General features: G+C 68.6%; 16 protein-coding genes. 7 read left to right on the top strand and 9 right to left on the bottom strand.

Annotated features, from left to right (window positions below; genetic code table 11):
• Nucleotides 1–72: 72 nt before the first annotated feature.
• Both ACWDTP_RS14000 and ACWDTP_RS13995 read right to left on the bottom strand, forming a co-directional pair.
• Nucleotides 73–981, bottom strand: coding sequence for a TIGR03564 family F420-dependent LLM class oxidoreductase (locus ACWDTP_RS14000; RefSeq protein WP_450020578.1), 909 nt, complete (start codon nucleotides 979–981; stop codon nucleotides 73–75).
• 400 nt (nucleotides 982–1,381) lie between these two features.
• Nucleotides 1,382–2,683: an acetyl-CoA C-acetyltransferase gene (locus ACWDTP_RS13995; protein ID WP_450020576.1), complete on the bottom strand. Its 1,302-nt coding sequence runs from the start codon at nucleotides 2,681–2,683 to the stop codon at nucleotides 1,382–1,384.
• Between the two features lie 109 nt (nucleotides 2,684–2,792).
• On the opposite strand from ACWDTP_RS13995, the gene ACWDTP_RS13990 reads away from it, so the two are divergent.
• The gene (locus ACWDTP_RS13990) at nucleotides 2,793–4,142 is read left to right on the top strand and encodes a 3-oxoacyl-ACP reductase (RefSeq protein WP_450020574.1); all 1,350 of its coding nucleotides are present in this window, start codon (nucleotides 2,793–2,795) and stop codon (nucleotides 4,140–4,142) included.
• A gap of 12 nt (nucleotides 4,143–4,154) precedes the next feature.
• A complete protein-coding gene (locus ACWDTP_RS13985) occupies nucleotides 4,155–4,970 on the top strand; it encodes a MaoC/PaaZ C-terminal domain-containing protein (protein ID WP_450020582.1) in 816 nt (271 codons plus the stop codon).
• Nucleotides 4,971–5,063: 93 nt separating this feature from the next.
• Here ACWDTP_RS13985 and ACWDTP_RS13980 read toward each other — a convergent pair whose 3' ends face one another.
• The 3 genes from ACWDTP_RS13980 to ACWDTP_RS13970 are packed head-to-tail and all read right to left on the bottom strand — an operon-like array spanning nucleotide 5,064 to nucleotide 10,586.
• Nucleotides 5,064–8,414: an ATP-binding protein gene (locus ACWDTP_RS13980; protein ID WP_450020572.1), complete on the bottom strand. Its 3,351-nt coding sequence runs from the start codon at nucleotides 8,412–8,414 to the stop codon at nucleotides 5,064–5,066.
• A complete protein-coding gene (locus tag ACWDTP_RS13975) occupies nucleotides 8,407–9,117 on the bottom strand; it encodes a DUF4194 domain-containing protein (protein ID WP_450020570.1) in 711 nt (236 codons plus the stop codon). The genes ACWDTP_RS13980 and ACWDTP_RS13975 overlap by 8 nt, the downstream gene beginning before the upstream one ends.
• Nucleotides 9,114–10,586 (bottom strand): DUF3375 domain-containing protein, encoded by a 1,473-nt coding sequence (locus tag ACWDTP_RS13970; protein ID WP_450020569.1) that lies wholly within the window; start codon nucleotides 10,584–10,586, stop codon nucleotides 9,114–9,116. The genes ACWDTP_RS13975 and ACWDTP_RS13970 overlap by 4 nt, the downstream gene beginning before the upstream one ends.
• 133 nt (nucleotides 10,587–10,719) lie before the next feature.
• Here ACWDTP_RS13970 and ACWDTP_RS13965 point away from each other — a divergent pair, with 133 nt between their 5' ends.
• A complete protein-coding gene (locus tag ACWDTP_RS13965) occupies nucleotides 10,720–11,826 on the top strand; it encodes a methyltransferase (protein ID WP_450020567.1) in 1,107 nt (368 codons plus the stop codon).
• Nucleotides 11,827–11,841: 15 nt separating this feature from the next.
• Here ACWDTP_RS13965 and ACWDTP_RS13960 read toward each other — a convergent pair whose 3' ends face one another.
• Genes ACWDTP_RS13960 through ACWDTP_RS13945 form a run of 4 tightly spaced genes read right to left on the bottom strand, consistent with a single transcriptional unit; the run spans nucleotide 11,842 to nucleotide 15,862 of the window.
• On the bottom strand, nucleotides 11,842–13,548 hold the full coding sequence (locus tag ACWDTP_RS13960) for a VanW family protein (RefSeq protein WP_450020565.1): 1,707 nt from the start codon (nucleotides 13,546–13,548) through the stop codon (nucleotides 11,842–11,844).
• 25 nt (nucleotides 13,549–13,573) lie between these two features.
• Nucleotides 13,574–14,197, bottom strand: coding sequence for a TetR/AcrR family transcriptional regulator (locus ACWDTP_RS13955; RefSeq protein ID WP_450020563.1), 624 nt, complete (start codon nucleotides 14,195–14,197; stop codon nucleotides 13,574–13,576).
• Nucleotides 14,198–14,213: 16 nt separating this feature from the next.
• On the bottom strand, nucleotides 14,214–15,062 hold the full coding sequence (locus ACWDTP_RS13950) for a MurR/RpiR family transcriptional regulator (RefSeq protein WP_450020561.1): 849 nt from the start codon (nucleotides 15,060–15,062) through the stop codon (nucleotides 14,214–14,216).
• Nucleotides 15,063–15,067: 5 nt separating this feature from the next.
• On the bottom strand, nucleotides 15,068–15,862 hold the full coding sequence (locus ACWDTP_RS13945; RefSeq protein WP_450020559.1) for a class II glutamine amidotransferase: 795 nt from the start codon (nucleotides 15,860–15,862) through the stop codon (nucleotides 15,068–15,070).
• A gap of 114 nt (nucleotides 15,863–15,976) precedes the next feature.
• On the opposite strand from ACWDTP_RS13945, the gene ACWDTP_RS13940 reads away from it, so the two are divergent.
• The 4 genes from ACWDTP_RS13940 to ACWDTP_RS13925 are packed head-to-tail and all read left to right on the top strand — an operon-like array spanning nucleotide 15,977 to nucleotide 21,266.
• Nucleotides 15,977–17,296: a glutamine synthetase family protein gene (locus tag ACWDTP_RS13940; protein WP_450020557.1), complete on the top strand. Its 1,320-nt coding sequence runs from the start codon at nucleotides 15,977–15,979 to the stop codon at nucleotides 17,294–17,296.
• A 25-nt stretch (nucleotides 17,297–17,321) separates the two neighbouring features.
• A complete protein-coding gene (locus tag ACWDTP_RS13935) occupies nucleotides 17,322–18,815 on the top strand; it encodes an APC family permease (protein WP_450020555.1) in 1,494 nt (497 codons plus the stop codon).
• Nucleotides 18,812–20,107 carry an aspartate aminotransferase family protein gene (locus tag ACWDTP_RS13930; RefSeq protein ID WP_450020554.1) on the top strand — a complete coding sequence of 432 codons (1,296 nt, stop codon included), beginning with the start codon at nucleotides 18,812–18,814 and terminating at the stop codon, nucleotides 20,105–20,107. Before ACWDTP_RS13935 ends, ACWDTP_RS13930 begins: the two co-directional genes overlap by 4 nt.
• Entirely contained in the window at nucleotides 20,094–21,266 is a 1,173-nt protein-coding gene (locus ACWDTP_RS13925; RefSeq protein WP_450020552.1) for an amidohydrolase family protein, read from the top strand. The genes ACWDTP_RS13930 and ACWDTP_RS13925 overlap by 14 nt, the downstream gene beginning before the upstream one ends.
• Nucleotides 21,267–21,363 lie beyond the last annotated feature (97 nt).

Below are 21,363 nucleotides of genomic sequence, written 5' to 3'. Positions count from 1 at the left end.
GCAGACGCCGCGGTACCCGGGAATGCGCATTCCGGGGTACGCCAGCGTCTGCTCGCGCAAAGGACAGGAGGCCTAGGAATTGTCGAGCGTCCGCAACAACGCCCGGGTCCGGGCCCTGGTCTCCTGATCCGCGGCGAACACCACCCCGACATATTCGTCGACCTCCTTGAGGGCCCGGATCCGTTCTGCCACAGTGCTTTCATCGCCGATGATGGCGGCATCCTCCGGCCCGGCGTAGCCCTCGCGATCCAGCATCGCCCGGTATGACGGGAGCTGCCCGTACACCGCGAACTGCTTGGCCGCCGCGGCCCGCGCGGCGTCGACGTCGTCGGTGACGCTGACCGGGAGCGCCGCCACCACCCGGACCGGGCGGTCACCGGCCGCCTCCCGCAGCGTCGGTGCCACATGTTGGGCCAGTGTGGCGGGACCGGTCATCCACGTGACGGTGCCCGCCGTGCGCCGGGCCGCCAGTTTGAGCAGTTGCGGACCCAGCGCCGCGATGTAGACGTCGGGGGCCGCCGCGCCGGAGATCTGCAGGGCGCCGCGGGTCGTGACCGTCTCCCCCGCGGCGTCGGCGGGCTCGCCCGCCAGCAGGGGCTGCAGTCCGTCGAGGTACTCACGCAGCCGCCGGACCGGTTTGTCCCAGGGAATGCCCCACATGCCCTCGGTGACCGCGGCGTGGGTCATGCCGAGGCCGAGGATGAACCGGCCGTTGCTGATCAGGCTCAAGGTCAGGGCGCGTTGGGCCAGCAGCATCGGATGCTGGTTCTGGATCGGGATCACCCCGGTACCGACCTCGATGCCGTCGACCTCGCGGAGCGCCACCGCCAGCACGGTCAGCAGATCGGGTTCGTTGGGCATCTGTGTCATCCACACCCGGCGGAAGCCCTCGTCGCGCAGTTGGGCGAGGTTGCGCACGGTGGCGTCGATCGGGGATTGTCCGCCGGTTTCGCTCAGAGACCCGAGCATGCTGATCCGCATACGCCCACGCTAGGCGGCGATGCGAGAAAAGGTGGGAAAAAAATAAGGGCGGGTTCGGGAGGACACTTGGGGGCGTTTTCTATTCGTTGCACGCCGCCGGCTCTTCACCCCTGAACCGACTGTTTGGATCAGTCACTCCCGAACCCGTCGTACGGTCGAGCGTACGCCTCGGATACCCCTCAGACCAGAGGAATTTTCGACCGACGCTCACCCCTAATTCAAAGTAGGTGCCCCGTGTTGCCGTCGGGTCGGGGGGTCAGACGGCAACACGGAGCTACCCGTGTATCGACGCTCCTCGGGAGACCGTTACACACTCCCGAAAGAAACTTTCGGAATGTTTTCCCGGTGCCCCGACCAGCGCTCCGATCAGGCCTCAGTGCCCGATGGTCGGCTCCGCAAGCTACGCCTCCAAAATCGCCGTGACGCCCTGCCCGCCGGCCGCGCACACCGAGATCAGGCCGCGTACCGGCTGACCGGTCTCCTTCTTTTTGAGGTGAAGCTGCTTGGCCAGCTGCGCCACGATCCGGCCGCCGGTCGCCGCGAACGGATGACCGGCCGCCAGCGAGGAACCGTTCACGTTGAGCCTGGTGCGGTCGATCGAGCCGAGCGCACCGTCCAGCCCCAGCCGCTGCTTGCAGTACTCGTCGGACTCCCAGGCCGACAGCGTGGCCAGCACCACCGAGGCGAAGGCCTCGTGGATCTCGTAGAAGTCGAAGTCCTGCAGGGTCAGGTCGTTGCGGGCGAGCAGCCTGGGCACCGCATAGGTCGGCGCCATCAGCAGGCCGTCGGGTCCGTTGACGTAGTCGACCGCGGCGGTCTCGCCGTCGACGAAGTAGGCCAGCGGCTCGTGGCCGTGCTCGGCCGCCCAGTCCTCGCCGGCCAGCAGCGCCACCGAGGCACCGTCGGTCAGCGGGGTCGAGTTGCCCGCCGTCATGGTGGCGTCGCCGGCCTTGACCCCGAACACGGGCTTGAGCTTGGCCAGTTTCTCCGGCGACGAGTCCGCTCGCAGGTTGTTGTCCCGGTACAGGCCGAGGAACGGCGTCACCAGGTCGTCGAAGAAGCCGCTGTCGTAGGCGGCGGCCATGTTGCGGTGACTCGCGGCGGCCAGTTCGTCCTGGTCAACGCGCTTGATGCCCATCTCCTTGGCGGTGACGGCGGCGTGCTCGCCCATCGACATACCGGTCCGCGGCTCACTGTTCACCGGGATCTCCACCCCGAGCGAGGCAGGCAGCTTGCCGACCAGTTTGAGCCGGTCCACATTCGACTTGGCCCGGCGCAGTCCCAGCAGCACTCGGCGCAGGTCGTTGCCGAAGGCGATCGGGGCGTCCGATGCGGTGTCCACACCGCCGACCGCGGCCGATTCGTACTGGCCGAGGGCGATGGCGTTGGCGGCCACGATGGCCGACTGCAGGCCGGTGCCGCAGGCCTGCTGCAGGTCGAAGGCCGGGGTGTACGGGGACAGCGAACTGCCCAGCACACATTCGCGCATCAGGTTGAAGTCCCTGCTGTGCTTGAGCACCGCCCCGCCGATCACCGCGCCGAGCCGCTCACCGGCCAGGTCGAAGCGGTCGATCAGCCCACCCAGGGCCGCGATGAACATGTCCTGATTCGAGGCGTTGGCATATGCGCCGTCGGATCGAGCAAACGGAATCCGGTTGCCACCCAGTACCGCCACGCGCCGGCGGGTCGTGTTGTTCGCCATGTGTTCGTCTCCCAATGTCGGGGTATCCGGGGCCATATTACCCACTGTTCTTACTCTGGAGTAAGTTCGGTATGGACAACGCAGTACTGCGAAGCGAAAGGCAGCTGAAGTGGCCGACCTATTATCCCAAGTGGTCAATTCCGGGCCGGGCTCGTTCCTGGCGAAACAGCTGGGTGTGCCGCAGCCCGAGACGCTGCGCCGTTACCGGGCGGGCGATCCGCCGCTGGCCGGATCCCTGCTGATCGGCGGGGAGGGACGCGTCGCCGAACCGCTGCGCGTCGCGCTCGCCGACGACTACGACGTCGTCTCCAACAACATCGGCGGCCGGTGGGCCGACTCGTTCGGCGGCGTGGTGCTCGACGCCACCGGCATCACCGAGCCCACCGGGCTCAAGGAGCTCTACAAGTTCTTCACGCCGGTGCTGCGCAACCTGGGCGCGTGCGCACGCGTCGTCGTCATCGGCACCACCCCGGATCAGGCCGGAAGCGCCCACGAGCAGGTCGTCCAGCGCGCGCTCGAGGGCTTCACCCGCTCGCTGGGCAAGGAACTGCGCCGCGGCGCGACGGTGTCGCTGGTGTACCTGGCCGCCGACGCCAGTCCCGCCGCGACGGGCATCGAGTCGACGATGCGGTTCATCCTGTCGGCCAAGTCGGCGTATGTGGACGGGCAGGTGTTCCGGGTCGGTGCGGCCGATTCGGTGCCGCCCGCGGACTGGGACAAGCCGCTGGCCGGCAAGGTCGCCGTGGTGACCGGCGCGGCCCGGGGTATCGGTGCGACGATCGCCGAGGTGTTCGCGCGGGACGGCGCCACCGTCGTCGCGGTCGACGTTCCGCAGGCCGCCGAGGATCTCGGCAAGGTGGCCGAGCAGATCGGGGGCAGCGCACTGACCCTGGACGTCACCGCCGACGATGCGGTCGAGGCGATCACCGCCCATGTCACCGCACAGCACGGCGGCAAGGTCGACGTGCTGGTCAACAACGCCGGCATCACCCGCGACAAGCTGCTGGCCAATATGGACGAGGGCCGGTGGGATTCGGTGATCGCGGTCAACCTGCTCGCCCCGCAACAGCTGACCGAGGGCCTGGTGGAGGCCGGGGTGCTGGGCGAGGGCGGCCGGGTGATCGGGCTGTCGTCGATGGCGGGCATCGCGGGCAACCGCGGCCAGACCAACTACGCCACCACCAAGGCCGGCATGATCGGCCTGACCGACACGTTGGCCCCGGTGCTGGCCGACAAGGGCATCACCATCAACGCGGTGGCGCCCGGCTTCATCGAGACCAAGATGACCGAGGCCATCCCGATGGCCACCCGCGAGGTGGGCCGAAGGCTGAACTCGCTGTTCCAGGGCGGCCAGCCGGTCGACGTGGCCGAGCTGATCGCCTACTTCGCCAGCCCGGCGTCGAATGCGGTGACCGGCAACACGATCCGGGTCTGCGGCCAGGCCATGTTGGGAGCCTGAGGCGTGAACAACATGCTGCGCGCCGCCGTGGGGGCGCTGCCGTTCATCCCGCGCAGCCAGGCCCTGCCCGAGCGCACCGTCACGGTCGAGAACCTGCGCATCGACCCGGCCAATGTCGCCGAGTACGCGCAGGTGACCGGGCTGCGGTTCGGTGACACGGTCCCGCTGACCTATCCGTTCGCACTGACCTTCCCGACCGTGATGTCACTGGTCACCGGATTCGATTTCCCATTCGCCGCAATGGGTTCGGTGCACATCGAGAACCACGTCACCCAGCACCGGCCGATCGCGGTGACCGACACTCTCGACGTCGCCGTGCACGCCGAGAACCTGCGAGAGCACCGCCGCGGCCTGCTGGTCGACATCGTCACCGAGATCAAGGTCGGCAACGACCTGGTCTGGCATCAGGTGACGACCTTCCTGCATCAGCAGCGCACCAGCCTGTCCGGTGAAGCCAAACCCGAGCCGCAGCGCCAGCCGAAACTGCCACCGCCCAACGCGGTGCTGTCCATCACGCCGGGACAGATCCGGCACTACGCGTCCGTCGGTGGCGATCACAACCCGATCCACACCAACGGCATCGCCGCCAAGCTGTTCGGCTTCCCGACCGTGATCGCTCACGGAATGTTCAGTGCCGCAGCGGTGCTCGCCAATATCGAGGCTCAGCTCCCGGATGCGGTGAAGTATTCGGTGCGGTTCGCCAAGCCGGTGGTGCTGCCCGCCAGGGCCGGGCTCTACGTGCAGCGCGACACCGACGGCTGGGAGCTGGCCCTGCGCCACCTGTCCAAGGGCTATCCGCACCTGAGTGCCACGGTGAGCCCGCTCTGAGAGGCGAGGACTTATCCCGCGAGCAGACGCTGCGGTACCCCGAAATGCGGGTTTCCGGGTACCGACGTGTCTGCTCGCGGAATCATTGCTGTCTCAGGCGCTCGGCACCACATCGCCCGAATTCCGCCGCAGCTCGGTGAATTCGGAGATCGAGGCCGCCGTCACCGATGCGACCGGGCGCGCATTCGGCACCGCGGCGTCGGCCTTGGAGATCATCACGACACTGTCGATGTAGGGCTGGATGGTCGTGGTGTTCTGCACCGTGGCCACGATCACCAGCTGGAATCCGAACTTGCGGAACGCCGAGAGGGCCTGCTGGGCGAACTGCGGATCGGATTTCGAGAACGCCTCGTCCAGCATGAGCTGGGCGAACATCGGCCTGGTGTCATTGCTGTCCGGGCTGGCCAGGTTGAAGCTCAGCGCGCCTGCCAGGCAGAACGCCATGAGCTTCTCCTGCTCACCGCCGGAATTGTCCCCGGAGTTGCTGTAGGTCCGGATCACCTCACCGGTCTCGGCGTCCCGCTCCTCGCAGTACAGCACGAACCGGTTACGCACATCGAGCGCGTCGCGGGTCCACTGCCGATCCTCGGGGGTGTTGCCGGCCAGCAGCTTTCGCAGTTGCAGGATGTCGGTGTACTGCTCGAACATCGCGGTCTCGTCACCGAAACTGACCAGCGACACCCGCGCGGCGATCCGCTGGGCCTTCTCGTTGAGTTCCTCGACGGCGGCGAGGTGGCGGGTCCCGGCGTGCAGGGTCAGCCGGGTGCCCCGGTTGAACTCGACCGCGCCGAGTCCGGTGTTGACCCGCGCGATCTGCTCGGTGATCCGCCGCGCCTCGTTGTCGGCGATCATGTGCAGGTTCAGGATCGCGCCGGGCGCCTGTTCGGTGATGAGCCGCTGCATGCGCTCGTAGGCGTCGGGCAGTTCACGTTCGTCGATGCGCCGGCACAGTTCCACGTAGTCGTGCACGCGTTCGTCGAAATCGTCGCTGTCGTTGGGAATCGCATCCGGGAACGAGCTGTCGTAGGCGGCCATGATTCCGGTGAGCTCGTCGTGGGACCGGTTGCGGTCGGCGCGCAGCCGGTCGCGCTCGCGGCCGATCACCCGGATCAGCTCGTTGCGGAACGGGTCGGACTCCAGCAGCTCCAGCGTCAGCGCGATGTCGGCCGCATAGCCGTCGAGGGTGTCGCGGGCGTGCTGCGGCACGTCGCCGGGTTCGAGCCGCTCGGTCAGCTCCAGCAGTGCGGTGCGCCTGCGGTCGAGGTTGGTCTCGCGCTCGTTGAGCGAGCCGATCTGCTGAATCACCTTCTCGACCCGTTCCCAGCAGTCGTCGGCGCGCTGCTGCAGCCGCTCCACATCGGGGTTCTCCGAGACCAGCAGGTCGTGCTCGTCCTGCAGCCGCGTCACCACCTCGTCGGCCGAGTCGGCGTCGATGTCGCTCCACTGCATGTACTGGTCACACAGGGCACGGCAGGCCCGCTCCCGGTGCTGGAGCTGCGAACGTTTCTCGTCCAGCCGCTCCCTTGCGCTGCGCGCCGCGCCGTAGACCTCCTGCACACCGCGCAGATCCTCTTCCAGCGCATGCACTTTCGCCGCGGAGTCGCCCAGGAAGATGTAGTCCGAGGGCCGCAGCCTGGATCGGTCGTCCTTCACCGAGAGCCTGCCGCTGTCCTTACGCAGGCCCTGATCGGTGACCGCGCGGGTGGTCCCGGCGAACTCCTCGGGCCGGTCCACGCACGCATAGTCGCCGACCGAGGCGATCACGTTGAGCGCCTCGACGGCGCTGTCGTGGGTCGGGTCGACCACCCGGACCTTGGTCGCGAGCGTCCCCTCGGCCGGCGCCCGCAGCTGGGCGTCGTGTTTGACGTGCTGGAGTTGGAGGCGCCCACGCATATCGTTCTCGTTGACGAACCGCAGCGCGTCGTCCCAGTGCCCGGCGGGGACGAGCAGCCGTAAACCGGCTCCGCGCAACACCTTCTCCACCACGAGCCGCCACCGGGTCTCATCGGGTTTGAGCTCCATCAGCTCGGCCACATACACCAGATCCCGTTCCGGGATGCCGAGCGCTTTGGCCACCCTGGCCCGCATCTCGTACTCGGTGCGGGGCAGCGGCGATCCCAGACGCTGTACCCGTTCCAGTTCGGCTTCCACGGCCTCGCGCGACTCCCTGGCCCTCACCTCTTTCGCCGAGGCCTCGACATAGACCTGATTGCCCGAGATCAGCTCGCGGTGCAGCCGATCGGCCTCCTCCATCAGGGTCTCGCGCAGCGACCAGAAATCCTCGGCGGTCTCGGGGGGCTCGAATTCGAGGGCGGTCACCTTGTCCTCGTAACCGCTGCGCCGCCGGGTCACCTCCTCGCTGATCCGCTCGGCCTCGCTGAGCCGCTGCTGCAGCGGCACCAGATCCACTGTGGAGGAGTTGATCTGCGCCATCAACGAGTTGTGCTCATTCTTGAGTTGCCGTTGCTGGGCGCCGAACTCGTCACGTTGCGCGCCCAACTGGGTGATCTGGTCGTCGAGGTTGTCGATCTCGGGACCGGCCTGCTGAGCCCGCAGCGTGTCGACGTAGTCACGGATCATCGCGTTGTCGACGGTGTCGATGACGCCGAACTTGGCGGCCTCGTCGGCGTAACGCTCCTGGACCGCCTCGATATTGCCGAGGGTGTTGCGTTTGCGGCGGGCCACGTCCAGCATGCCGCGGGCCTCGACCAGCGGGTTGATCTGGTCAAGGGCTTCATCGACCCCGGCCAGGCTGACGGGCTCATCGAGCATGAATTCGCGGACAAACTGCTCAAGCCCGCCAACGCTTTTCAGCGATTTCGCCTTGCCGAGCAGCTGCTGGGCGGCCTCGGACGCCCGGATCCCAATGATGGCGTACAGCTGGGCCAGGTACTGGCTCTCGCTGCGCCCGCCGGTCCAGCCGTCCTCGCGGAACACCGCGGCGTCGTAGCCGTTGGCCGCCCACCGGTTGCACGGCCCGAAGATGTCGCGGTCGGCGTCGATCAGGTAGTAGCGGCTGCCGGGATCGGAGGTCTTCTCGGCGGCAAGCCATTTCAGCACCAGGCCGGTGACCGCCCGCCCGGTGCGGTCGGCGTAGGTGACCGCGACCGCCGACCAGGCCGGCCCCGTCCCGCGCAGGTACATGATCTGGCGGTTGGCGCCCTCGCGCCGTTCACCCCATGCGCCGCGGACGTACTTGTCGACGGTGCGCTTGCCGGTACCAGAACCCGCCGCGGTGGTGTCGCCGGAGGCGTTGAAGTTCCGCCGGTGCGACGGCAGGAAGGCCAGCGAGATCGCGTCGAGCAGTGAGGATTTCCCGGTGCCGGAGGATCCGGTGATCAGGGTGCCGTGCGGGCTGAACGGGATCGAGTGGTATCCGTCGAAGACACCCCAGTTGATGACCTGCAGTCGCAACAGGTGGAACTGGTTGGTCGGCTCAGCCATTGGCATCCACTTCGTCGAGCGGGTCGGTTTCCCCATCGTTTTCGGTAGCTCCACCCGCGGCCCTGGTGAGCTGTTCGAACTGCTGCTGCAGCTCGGTGATCACCGAGGCCGTCATGATCGCGTTGACCACCGGGCTGACGGTGAAGCTGTCCTCGTCCTCGCGGCTGCGGACCAGCATCTCGATATCGGTCAGGCGCTCGATGGCGTTGTCGATCCGCCGGTCGAAGGACGCGATGTCGCGGTCGGTGTCGTTGTTGACCCCGGCGAACAGTTCGTGGATCTCCTCGCGGCTGATCAGCACGTGTTCGTCGGACCCGGCCGCGCGCATCAGCTTGGCCAGGTGCAGGGCCAGGATCGAATCGTAGGTGTTGAGGGTTTCGCGGCGCAGCAGCCTGCGCCGCCACGACGATTCGTAGTCGGCCTGTTCGACGTAGGCGATGTCGTGGTCATCGGATACGCACAGCCGCAGGTCGAGTTCGGACAGCCGGACGGTGAGCTCGGTGCGGTAGCGGGTGACCCACGACCAGAGGTCGGCGTGATTGTCCTTGCTGATGTAGCGGCGGGACAGCAGATGCTGCAACGCCCAGCAGGCCCGGTCCGGCAATTCGCTCACGTCGCCGTCGAATCGCGGTGCCCGCCGCTCGGGCGTGGACCGCTCGACGGCGTCGATGCTCGGCAGGGCGTCGAAGTCGATGTCACTCATAGCAGGCTCTCGCTCGCGGTGGGAATGGGCTCGGTGAAGATCAGTTGTGGCACCTCAATTTCGCGGTCGGTGCCTTCGAGTGAACGGAACCGCACCCGCACCGATCCGGCGTCGTCGGCGGCCTGTGTCGGCTGTTTGAGCGCCCAGGACCACAGCACGATGACATGCCCGAGGTAGGCCGATTCGAGCCGGCCGATCGCCTCGGGTAATGGCAGCGGCCCGGCCGCGATGGCCCCGTTGACCAGTTCGGCGAGTTCGGCGGCGTCCACCTGTGAGGCGAGTGCCGCGAACGCCGAGAGGTTCACCTCGCCGTCCGACGGCTCCGCGGGGGTCGGCGGCACCGCATCGCGGATCTTGAACGCCACCGCCCCGATCGAGCTGACATCCGGCCGGGCCAGCGGCAGCTCAAGGCCGATCCGGCTGTCCACCAGGGAGACCTTGAGCAGATCGTGTGCGGCGGCCAGGGCGTCGTTGAGCTGGCGGGTGACGCCACGGCTCTGCTCGAGCGTGCCCGATGCGACGAACCGCTTGATCCGGCGTGCGCACCGCTGCCTGGTGCGGCCCACCTCGGCGGTCTGCGCCGACACCAGGGAGAAGAACCCGGTCATCACCTCGCGCAGGCCGGGATCCAGGTGCGGCAGCTGCGCGGTCACCATATCGATGTCGGTGACCAGGGCGGCCCGCTGCTCGGGATCCTGGATCATCCGGGTGAAGGCCGTGTAGGACGCGCTTTCCCTTGAGGCGAAAAGGGATTCGTAGTCGTCGAACATCTGGCGTTGCCGTTCCCGGTAGCCAAGGTCGGTGTCGGCGGAGGCGTCCAGCAGCCGGGTGGTGATGCGGTTTAGCATGCTGCCGTACTGGCCGATATCGGAAACCACCTGCTCCATCTGCAGCGCGATGGAACGGGCCTCGTCCTCGACGTCGAGGGGGTCGGGTTCGGGGCGACGGCCCTCGTCGAGTGCGTCGAGCTCGGCGCGCAGCCGGTCGATCTCGTTCTCCAGGTCCGCACGGATCCGGTCCGGGTCGTTGCTGACCTGGCCGGCCACCCGCCGCAGCCCGGCCGCGATGCCTGCGATCGAACCGCCGGTGGCCAGGGTGTCCTCGCGGCGCATCCGCCTGGCGAAGTCCAGCACCGCCCTGGCCTCGTAGGTCAGGTGGCAGATATTGCGGTCACCGTCACTGCTCGGTTCGGAGACCCGGTGCAACCAGCCCTGGCTGGCCCAGTACTTGATCAGCTGCAGGCCGGTCTGATCGCTGTCGGAGCCCAGCTCGGCCAGGTCCCGTTCCAGCCGGACCACCAGTTCCGGTTCGGTCAGCTTCGCGCCGCGGTCCAGGTGGCGCTCCATCAAGGTCAGGTAGCCGGCCAGGTTGTTGGCCACCAGCAACCGCACCGAGCGCGAATCGGTGACCGCCTGATTGAGGTCGTACAACCGCTGCAACGACGGGCGGCCGGCATCAGCGTCGGGCATCTGCAAACCTTCCAATCGCGGGGGTCGATCGCACGGACATCCGCCCCACTTTAGGCGTCCCGGCGGACCCGACTCGGCGCCAGTTCGGTTAGCTGGGGCAATCCGCATTCGACGGTGAGCAGAACTCACCCCCATGACCTACAGTCGTCCGGTGACTAGCACCGCGGTGCCCCCGGCCCGCCTGGTTCGCGCGGTCGAACGCGCCCGCCACCATCTGCGCCGGCTGTATCAACGCAGTGCCCCGCCACCCGCGGTGATGCTGGACAAGATCCTGGGCGCCTGGATCGCCCAGGGCATCACCGTTGCCGCCGACCTGGGCGTCGCCGACGCGCTGGCGGGCGGCCCGCTGCGGCCCGACGATCTGGCCCGCCGGGTCGGCGCCGATCCCGACGCGCTGGACCGGCTGATGCGCGCCCTGGTCAGCGAGGGGATATTCCGGCGCACCCGCGACGGCCGGTATGCACTCAATCCGCTCGGCGAAACCCTGCGCAAGGATGCTCCGGTTTCGCTCGCCGGTATGGCCCGGTGGGTCGGCACCCCCCAGCACCGTGAGCATTGGAGCCACCTCGGGGATGCGGTGCGCACCGGGGAGGCCGTCATCCCGAAGCTGCGCGGCAAGACGGCCTTCGAATACCTGTCATCCGAGCCTGGCCTCGGCGACATCTTCAACGACGCGATGACCGGCCTTTCCGAGTTGGCCATCGCGCCGGTGGTGGCGGGCTACGACTTCGGCCGGTTCGGCATCGTGGCCGATATCGGCGGCGGACACGGCCGCCTGCTCTCGGCCATCCTGGACGCCACACCGTCGGCCCGTGGGTTGCTCTACGACCTGCCGCAGGTGGTCGAGGGTGCGCCGCAACTGTTGGCCAAGTATGGCGTCGCCGACCGGGTGCGGATCGTGCCCGGCTCGTTCTTCGAGGCCGTCCCCTCCGGCGCCGACGCCTATGTGGTGAAGAACGTGATCCACGACTGGGCCGATGAGCCCGCGCTGGCGATCCTGCGCAACATCCGGGCGGCGGCCGCGCCGGGCAGCACACTGATGCTGATCGAGGCGGTCATTCCCGGGCACGACCGCGAGTTCCTCGCCAAGTGGATCGATATGGAGATGCTGATGGCGGCCGCCGCCCGGGAACGCACCGAGGCCGAGTACCGCAGTCTCTACGAGCGGGCCGGGTTCCGGCTCACCGAGGTGGTGCCGACACCGTCGCCGTTCAGCCTGGTGGTGGGTACGGCGCTATAGCCGGGCAGAAGGTCCTCAGCCGCCGCACACCACCTTGGGCACGGGGTCATAGACGACGGTGTGGGACTCCGTGCGGGTTCGTCCGCCGGCGATCTCCCGCAGGGTGCGGGTGTCGGTGATGGTGAACCCGGACGCTCCGCCGCCGGCGCTGCAGGCCTCACCGGCCGGGATCCTGACCGTCCGCGGGCTGGTCGGACGGGTGCGCGGGCTCGACGAGGAGGTCACCTCGTAGCGTTTGATCCCGACCAGCCGGACCGTGATCGAACTCGACGTCCAGTCGGTCCGGATCTGCACCGACGTCGGGCCGTCGTTGCGGAATTTCACGTCGAGCACGTCGCCGAAAACCGTGGCTTCGCGGCCGGCCGGGTAGCGGCTGATGTAGTAGCTGTGCTCGTGGTGCTCGATGTCCTCCATGCCTGCGAAGTAGGCGGCGTTGAACAATGTGGTCGCCAATTGGGACACCCCGCCACCGATACCGCGTGCGGGCCTGCCGTTTTCGATGATCCCGGCCTCGACATAGCCGGCGGCGGCGTTGCGCGGATTGGTCGCCGCGTTGAGGCTGAAGATCTCCCCCGGCCCGACCACCATGCCGTCGACCTGCTCGGCGGCGCGCCTGATGTTCCTGCCGGAATCGCCTGCGAATCCACCCGTCCGGAACTCGCCGATGACTTCGACGGGGCCGAGTTCGTCGAGTTCGGCGAAGGTGAACCGGGCCGGCTCGTCGACGTAGACGGCGGTCATCTCCCGATCGTCGGCGCTCGTGAGGACCGTGAGCAGATCGGCCAGGGTCGCGTCGTAATCGACTCGGCGGCCGGCCCGTTCGGGCACCTTGACCGCCGGCGTGGCGGTGAAGTCGATGTCGGCGTCGCGGCGCGGATTCTCCGAAGCGGCGAGTTGCGGGCGTAGCTCGTCGACGATCAGGTTCTGGTCGATCTCGGGTGACAGCCGGCCGTCCCCCGCACGGAACGTCAGCGCCGCCGCGATGACGTCCTCGGAGAGGACTGCCCGGGTGTCGCGGTCACCGCGGACGGTGACCGGTCCGGACACGGCCGGTGTGGCGACGTCGCGGACGGCGATCGCGACGTCGGCGGGTGTGGTGGCCGGCGCGAGTTCCACCATCGGCAGGTCGACGGCCCGGCCGGTGACCCAGTCCCGGGTGAACACGCGCGCGGCGGCGGCGACGTCGAGTCGCCTGCCGTTCTGCGGATCCGATGACACCGGCTTTGCGTCGACGAAATCGACGGAGCCCTCGACCGGATCCTCGGCGACGGTGTCTCCGAGTTTCTCCAGCGTCGCGGTCAGGGCCCGCTCATCCACCGTCGAGACCACGCCGACCGGGGTCTGCGCGAAGAACGACATGAGCCTGGTGACCGGATTCAGCGGTTGCCCGCCGGCCCGCTCGACGGTGGCGTGGGGGTCCACGGCCAGGCCGATCGCGCCCGGATCCACCTCCGCCTCGACCGTCGCGACCCGCACCGGGACCGGTCTGCCGGTACGGGGGCCGAGCGCATCGCGCAGGCGCTGATCCGCGGCGTCGCGGGTCAGTCCGCCGAGGGGCACACCGGCCGCGGTGACGCCCCGGGGAACCTTGCCGGAGGTGATCGTCAGATCCGCGATGTACAGCGACGCCAACAGGACGAGCGGGAACCCGACGGTCAGGTACAGCCGCCGACCAGGACGCCATCGGTGTCTCGGCCCGCGGGCATCGGTTGGCTCGGGCATCGTCGGACGGCAGTCTTCCCGACGGTCAGCCGGCCTGCACGGACTGCGTGCCCGCGTCCGACGGGGTGCCCTTCAGGCCGCGCCAGAACAGGTTGATCATCAGCTCGGCGGCCTCGTCGACGTCGGCGTCCCTGGTGCTGACCCGGGTCGCGATGGCCTCGCCCGCTCCGACCAGAGCCACCGCCATCATCTCGAAGTCACTGTCGGGCTGAGGGTTACGCGTGCCCGTGCTCAGCAGCCTGGCCACCAGATCGATGATCCGCTCGCGGCCCTCGCGCACCGTGTGGGCGAACGCCTGCGAGCTGGTGGCCTGCGTGTAGAGCACCATCCACGACGCCCGGTGGGTGTCGATGTAGGTCAGGAACGACAGCACCGCGGTGCGGAGCAGATCCTTCGGGCTCTGGGTGAAGTCGATCTGGCCGCGCACCACATCGACGAACCGGGTCAGCTCACGGTTCAGGCAGGCGCCGAACAGCTCCTCCTTGGAGCCGTAGTACAGGTACAGCATCGGCTTGGAGATCTCGGCCTCGGCCGCGATGGCGTCCATCGACGTCTCGTGGTAGCCGTTGACCGAGAAGATCTGCACCGCGGCGTCGAGCATCTGCTGTTCGCGCACGGCACGCGGCAGCCGTTTCGTTCCACCCGCCATCCGAACAGGGTAACTGTCAGCCGAGCAGCTCAGCTCGCCGTTGCTCCTCCCACAGCGCCATCCGGGTCCGGGCCGACTCCCCCACCGCATCCATGACCAGCGGTACCAGCAGTTCGGTGAGCATGAACCCGGCCGCCATGCTCTGGTAGGTGGTCCCCACGGTGCTGGAGGCCGCCAACACCACTTCAGCGTCGGGCGCCACCGGGCAACTGAGGTCATCGGTGATGAGCAGCACCGTCGCGCCGGCGCGGTGCACGCGGTACGCCAGTTCGGCCGCGCTGCGCTGGTAGCGGTGGTAGTCGAACAGCACCACGACGTCGGTGCGGGACAGTTCGAGCAGCGCGCCGAGATCGGCACCGGTCGGGTCGCCCAGCACCCGCACGTTCGGGCGCAACTGTTCGAGATGCGCCGCCAGATGCATGGCCAGCAGGTGGGAGAACCGGCCACCGTGCAGGTACACCGTGCGACCGGTGTCCGCCAGCAGCGTGACCGCGGCCTCCAACGCGGATTCTGGCAACAGGGCCAACGTCTCGGCCGCCCGGTCGCTCTGCGCCTGGCCTTGCGTCAACAGCCGGTCGAGCAGACTACCGGCCGACGGCGCATCCGACAGCCGCGTGATCGGGCCGTTGGACCTGGCCGACAGCTCCGCACGCAGTGCGACCTGCAAATCGGCGAAGCCGTCGTAACCCAGAGACTGCGCGAATCGCAGTACGGTCGGCGGGCTCACCTCCGCACGTTCGGCGAGCCGGGCGGCACTGGCCAGCCCGGCGCTCGGATAGTCCGCGAGCAGCGCCCGCCCGACCCGGCGCTCAGCCTTGCTGAGCGTCGGAAGTGCCGAGGTGGCGCGCGCCTCGACCGTCGTCACGGTGCTCAATCCGCCATCACCGGCACCGAGGTCATGGACAGGTCCGTCATCGAGATCGCCGTCACGCTCTCGGCAGGCAGTGGCTGCCAGTCCAGATCCCCGAATCCGGTCGACCCCACCACCAGCGTGCCCTCGGCGGTGCGGGCCCAGCGCAGGGCGAAGTAGTCCTCGAGATGCTCGGTGGGGAGGTTCGCGGCGGTGATCTCCTCGATGTCCTCCTCGGGTAACCGGCTGTGGGCGTGCGCGTGCACGGCGATCAGCTGCCCCTCACCGAGCACCAGCGCGTTGAGGCTGGCCGCCGGGTACAGGGGCCGAAGTTGCGCGACGGCACGGCGGACCGCCTCGGCCAGATCGGGCGCGGTACGGCGGTGCTGGCCGATGATGCCGAAGTAGCGCTCGCTGTCGGTGGTGCCGCGCAGCGATGCGGCGGTGTCGGCGTCGAGGAGATCGTCGATCAGACCGGCCGGCTTGATGGATCCGTTGTGCGCCATGGCGATTCCATCCGCCAGGAACGGGTGGGAGTTCTGCGGTGCGACGGCGAGACCGTTGGTGGCCCAGCGCAGGTGAACCATGCCTGCCACAGCTGCGGAGCCGACGGCTGCACCGAAGGCAGGGTCGTCGAGCGCGCTGTCCGCGGACACCTCGACTCGGGGGACACCTCCGGGGTGGTCCACCTGCGCGACGCCCCAACCGTCGCCGTGCACCTTCGTCAACGCGACGAAGTCCTTGAGCACGTGGGCACCGACCGCATCCGAGACGGATATCGGTGCCGTCGACACGACACCCAGCAGTCGGCACATGATCCCGCCCCCTCGCAGCCAAAATTTAACGAATCGATCCTATCGCGCCAATATTAAAGAATTTGAAACATTCATGACATACCGTGCTCGAAGACTCGGACGTCAGGAGGGCCCATGTCGGCAGTCATCACGCCGCGCATCGACGAACTGCGCGCCGAGGGCGTCGCGATCGTGGCCGGATCACTGACCGACCTCGCGGGCGTGACCCGTGCTAAATATGTTCCCGTACACCGCCTTTCCGCCTTTCAACAGGCCGGGATGGGGGTATCACCATCGTGGAGCGTGTTCTGCGTCGACAGCGGAATCGCCTTCACACCCACCATCGGAGTGGTCGGCGACCTGCGCATCCGCATCGACCCGGCCGAGCTGCGCCTGATCGACGACGGCGTGGCGTGGGCCCCGGGCAGCCTGTACGACCAGCAGGGCGACCCCGCCCCGCTGTGCACCCGGTCGCTGCTGGCCGCGGGCGAGCGATCCGCGGCCGCCCGCGGCCTGACGGTCCTGGTCGGAGCCGAGTTGGAGTGCACGCTGCTGGCCCCCGACGGCGGGCATGCCTCCGCGGAGCCCTGGTCTCCCTACGGCATGCGCACCTCACTGGACCGGTCCGGATTCCTGGTCGACCTCATGGCCGCGGCCGACCGCGCGGGATTGGGCGTCGAGCAACTCCACACCGAGTACGGCCATGATCAGTTCGAAATCTCACTGGCCCCCACGACGCCGGTGGCCGCCGCCGACGCCGTCATCCTGGCGCGAATCCTGATCGGACGGGTCGCGGCGCGGTACGGGTTGAAGGTCTCGTTCTCTCCGGTCCCCTTCGCCGGCGAGGCGGGCAACGGGGCACACCTGCACCTGTCGCTGGCCGACGACGCGGGTCCGCTGCTGTCCGGCGGCGACGGCCCGCACCAGCTGCGGCCTGCCGGGCAGTCCGCCATGGCCGGTGTACACGACGGCCTGCCGGATCTGCTTGGGGTATATGCCGGTTCGGTGCTCTCGGCCGCACGTCTCAAACCGGGAAACTGGGCGGGCGCGGCCAAATGCTGGGGCCTGGAGAACCGCGAGGCCGCCTTGCGGTTCATCGCCGCGACGCCGGGAAACCCGCACGGCGCCAACGTCGAACTGAAGATCATCGACCCGAGCGCCAACCCCTATCTGGCCGCGGCGGCCATGCTCGGCAGTGCGCTGCGGGGCATCGACAAGAGCCTGCAGCTGCCCACCGAGGTGACCGAGGACCCGGCTGCCGGCGACGCGCCACCCCTTCCGGCCGACCAGCGAACGGTCATCGAGGCCCTGGAAACCTCGGCCATCGCCGCGGAGCTCATGACGCCCGCGATCGTCGAAGGCCTCGTCGCCGTGCGCCGCCACGAGCTCGCCACCTACGGTGACCGCCCCGCCGGCGAGACCACCCAGGCACTCCGCCTGGCCTGGAGTTGCTGATCCGCTCACCCCGAAGGGAGCATCGATGACCACCAGCGCCGCCCCGGACACCGATCGACTGCCGCACCGCCGCCTACCGTTCTGGGTTGCGCTGGCACTGTCAGTTGCGACGGTAGGTCCGACCCTGGCCATGTCCGGCAACGGGCAGGGCCTGATCGCCACGGTCGGCAAGGCCCTGCCGCTGGTGTTCCTGATCGGCCTGGTCGGGGTGTCGTTGGTCGGCTACAGCTTCGTGCGGCTGACGCGTCATCTCAATCACGCCGGGTCGGCCTATGCACTGGTGGGCGGCACTATCGGGCCACGGACGGGATTCTTCTCGGGTTTCGCGATGCTCGGCGCCTACGTCGGCTTCTCGATCGGAACCCTGGCCCTGACAGCGGCTTTCACCAATGCTTTCATCGCGCAGCTCCAACCGGGCAACGAGAACCCCTATCAGCTGCCGTGGCTCTGGGTGGTGGTGGTCGGCGCGGTGATCTCGTTCGCGCTGGCGGGTCGCGATATCCGGGTGCTGGCCAAGGTTCTGCTCGGCATCGAAGGTATCGGCATCGTGGCGATGGTGGTGCTGGTCATCGCGATCTTCGCCCGCGGCGGTGCCGACACGACCGGAATCGACTTCAGCGTGTTCTCGTTCTCCGGTGGGGGCGTATCGGCTTCGGCAGTGCTGAGCGGCGTGGTGGCGGCGTTCCTGTCCTGGGCCGGGTTCGAGGCCTGCGCCTCGATGGGTGAGGAGACCGACAACCCCGGCCGTAACATTCCGCGCGCGCTGGCCGGCACGCTGATCCTCACCGGCGTGCTGTTCGTCGTCGTGATGTTCGCCCAGGTCATCGGATTCGGCACCGACGGGGCCGGGCTGGCGGCGTTCCAGGGCTCGGGAAACACCTTGGGCGACTTGGGTAGCAGCTACATTGGTCAGTGGTTCTCGCTGCTCATCATCTTCACCGCCACGGTCGCGGCGTTCGGCTGTCATATGGCCACCGCGGCGACATCGGGCCGCATGCTCTACGCCTTTGGCCGCGACGGCTTCGGCCCGAAGGCGCTGGCGCACATCCACGAAGGAACCGGTGGCCCCCGCCGGGCCACCTGGCTGGTGGTCGGCCTGGCCCTGGTGGTCGATCTGATCTGCGGTGGGATCGGCTGGCCGGACATGGGCACCGGCAACGCGGCGATCGACACCTACTTCCTGTTCGCGGTCGCCGGTTCGGTATGCCTGATGGTGTGCTACCTCCTGGTCGAGCTCGCGGCGGCCTGGTTCGTCGGGGCGCCCAAGTTTGTCGGGGTGCACGGCGGCCGGGGCAAGCTCCTCGGGCTCACCCTGCCGCTGCTGGGCGCCGTGGTGATCGCGGTGGTACTGTGGTTCAACGTCAAGGATGCCGAAACCTGGGTGGCTGCACCGCTTTTGGGGCTCTACTGGTGCGTGATCGGCCTGGCGATCGCGCTGGCAGCCTCGGGTATCGCCAAGCGGGTCGGTGAATCGCTGACCGCAGAACTGGCACTCACCCCGCCGGTGGAGGTCCGGTGAGCACCCTCTATGCCCGCGACGAAGCCGTCATCGCCGGCATCGAGAAGCTCCGGTTCTTCCCACTGGAGGTGGTTTCCGGCCACGGCAGCACGCTGATCACGCCCGATGGCCGCGAACTGCTCGACCTGTCGGCGACGTGGACCGCGTCCGGTCTGGGGCACGGACACCCCGCGGTCGCCGAGGCGGTCGGCCGGGCGGTGCGCAGTGCACCGGGAGCCGGGGGCCTGTCCGCGGTCCACCCTGATTCCGTCGGGTTGGCCGAGGATCTGCTGGCGCTGGTTCCCGGATCCGGTGAGCGCCGGGTATATCTGGGCCACGCCGGCTCGGACGCCAACGACGTCGCCCTGCGCGCCTGCCGGCACGCGACGGGGCGGCGCACCGTGCTGGCGTTCGAGCACAGTTACCACGGTGGCGTCGGGGTCGCGATGGGGGTGTCCGGCGTGCACGTCGACGCGGGCGCCGCACCCGATGCCGACGTCGTTTTCCTGCCGTACCCCAACCCTTTCCGGCCCGCCGGCGGTGACGTCGAGGCCGATGTCACCGGGTGTCTCGACCTCGCCGACCGGCATATGGCCGCCGGTGCCATCGCCTGCCTGATCGTCGAACCGATCCTGTCCGACGGTGGTCTGGTGGTGCCACCCGACGGCTTCCTGGCCCGGCTGCACGCGGTGTGCCGCCGCCACGGCGTTCCGATGATCTGCGACGAGGTCAAAATGGGCCTGGGCCGGCCCGGCACCCTGCACGCGTTCGACCACGACGGGGTGGTGCCCGACATCGTCACGTTCGGCAAGGTGCTTGGCGGGGGGCTGCCGCTGTCGGCCGCGGTCGGCCCGGCCGCGCTGCTCGACGCGCCGCCTGCCGCGGCGCTGCTGACCACCGCGGGTAATCCGGTATGCACCGCGGCCGGGCGCGCGGTACTGACCACCATCGTCGGCGACCAGCTCGCCGATCGGGCCGCGAAAGTCGGTGCGGTACTTCAGGATGGCTTGCGCGCACTCGATACCGACATGATCGGCGAAGTCCGGGGCCGCGGGCTGGCGATCGGGGTGGAGCTCGTCGACCCCGCCACCGGTGGGCGCGATCCCCGCCTGGCCGCGCAGGTGGTCTACCGCGCCTGGGAACTGGGCGCGGTGGTGTACTACGTGGGTGGCAACGTCCTGGAGGTCACGCCACCGCTGGTGCTGACCGACGACGAAGCGGTACGGGCCGTCGAGATCCTCGGTGCGGCCATCGCCGACGCCGCCGCGGGAAAGGTCGACGCCGAGGAGGTCGCACGTTATGCCGGATGGTGAACTCGCGGACGTGTTCGACGGCGTCCGTGACGAGGTGCCCGAGGCGCTCGCCGAGCACCTGCGCACGGTCAGCCTGATCGATCACCACGTCCACGGCACCTTCAACAAGCCGGTCGACCGGGCCTCTTTCGAGGAGTCGCTGAACGAGGGCTCGACCGATCCGGTGCCGGATTTCATGACGCAGTTCGACTCGCCGCTCGGCCTGGCGATTCGGCGGTGGTGTGCACCGGTTCTCGGCCTGCCGGCACATGCCGACGCCGACCGCTACTGGAAGCGCCGCTGCGAGTTCGGCCCTGACGAACTGGCGTCGCTCATGCTGCCGCTGGCCGGGGTCGAGCGCTGGGTGGTGGACACCGGCTTCAAAGGCGACCTGATCACCACTCCGGAACGGCTCACCGAACTCAGCGGCCGCCCGGCGTCATCGATCCTGCGGCTGGAACGGCTGGCCGAGGATCTGCTGGAGTCGGGCACATCGCCGCCGGGCTTCCCGGCCGCGTTCCGGGCCGCGTTGGCCGACGCCACGGCCGACCCCGCAACCGTCGGCACCAAAACCATTGCCGCCTACCGCTGCTCGTTCGGCATCGACTGGTCGCGCCCGTCGGACGCCGAGGTGATCGAACACGCCCGGGAGCTGGCCGCACGGCCCTCGAAGAGGCTCGACAGCCCGGTGCTGGTCGCGTTCGGTGTACACGAAGCGGCCGAGCACGGACTGCCGCTCCAGGTACACGTCGGTTTCGGCGACCGCGATCTCGACCTGCACCGCACCGACCCGCTGCTGCTGCTCCCCTTGCTGCGCAGCATGAACCCGGTTCCGGTGCTGCTGCTGCATTGCTATCCATTCCACCGGCAGGCGGGATACCTGGCGCAAGCCTTCGACCAGGTGAATTTCGACGTCGGCCTGGCGATCAACTATCTGGGTACCCGGGCCACCGGCCTGGTCGCCGAGGCACTGGAGACCGCGCCGTTCGCCAAACAGCTGTATTCGTCGGACGCGTTCGGCCCGCCCGAGCTGCATCTGCTGGGTTCGGTGCTGTGGCGGCGCGCGATGGGCCTGGTACTCGGCGGCTGGGTGCGCGCCGGGGACTGCACCGAACCGGACGCGATCAGGATCGTCGACATGATCGGCGCGCACAACGCGACGCGGGTGTACGGGCTGTGAACCGTGCTTCGGCACCGCTGTTCGAGGCGGTGCGTCGACGCCCGGGGTGTCAGCGAGAGGCCGACGTTCCGCAGCCGTGCAGTACCATCGCGCCGTT

The sequence above is a fragment of the Mycobacterium sp. NPDC003449 genome (genome assembly GCF_053588415.1).
Note: the sequence above shows the minus strand (reverse complement) of the source record. Positions and strands in the feature narration are given on the sequence as shown.

Coding starts and splice junctions, on each gene's coding strand:
- ACWDTP_RS13995 (WP_450020576.1), bottom strand. CDS start 2,683: ATGGCGAACAACACGACCCGCCGGCGCGTGGCGGTACTGGGTGGCAAC.
- ACWDTP_RS13970 (WP_450020569.1), bottom strand. CDS start 10,586: ATGCCCGACGCTGATGCCGGCCGCCCGTCGTTGCAGCGGTTGTACGAC.
- ACWDTP_RS14000 (WP_450020578.1), bottom strand. CDS start 981: ATGCGGATCAGCATGCTCGGGTCTCTGAGCGAAACCGGCGGACAATCC.
- ACWDTP_RS13960 (WP_450020565.1), bottom strand. CDS start 13,548: ATGCCCGAGCCAACCGATGCCCGCGGGCCGAGACACCGATGGCGTCCT.
- ACWDTP_RS13925 (WP_450020552.1), top strand. CDS start 20,094: ATGCCGGATGGTGAACTCGCGGACGTGTTCGACGGCGTCCGTGACGAG.
- ACWDTP_RS13980 (WP_450020572.1), bottom strand. CDS start 8,414: ATGGCTGAGCCGACCAACCAGTTCCACCTGTTGCGACTGCAGGTCATC.
- ACWDTP_RS13985 (WP_450020582.1), top strand. CDS start 4,155: ATGCTGCGCGCCGCCGTGGGGGCGCTGCCGTTCATCCCGCGCAGCCAG.
- ACWDTP_RS13935 (WP_450020555.1), top strand. CDS start 17,322: ATGACCACCAGCGCCGCCCCGGACACCGATCGACTGCCGCACCGCCGC.
- ACWDTP_RS13940 (WP_450020557.1), top strand. CDS start 15,977: ATGTCGGCAGTCATCACGCCGCGCATCGACGAACTGCGCGCCGAGGGC.
- ACWDTP_RS13945 (WP_450020559.1), bottom strand. CDS start 15,862: ATGTGCCGACTGCTGGGTGTCGTGTCGACGGCACCGATATCCGTCTCG.
- ACWDTP_RS13955 (WP_450020563.1), bottom strand. CDS start 14,197: ATGGCGGGTGGAACGAAACGGCTGCCGCGTGCCGTGCGCGAACAGCAG.
- ACWDTP_RS13965 (WP_450020567.1), top strand. CDS start 10,720: ATGACCTACAGTCGTCCGGTGACTAGCACCGCGGTGCCCCCGGCCCGC.
- ACWDTP_RS13975 (WP_450020570.1), bottom strand. CDS start 9,117: ATGAGTGACATCGACTTCGACGCCCTGCCGAGCATCGACGCCGTCGAG.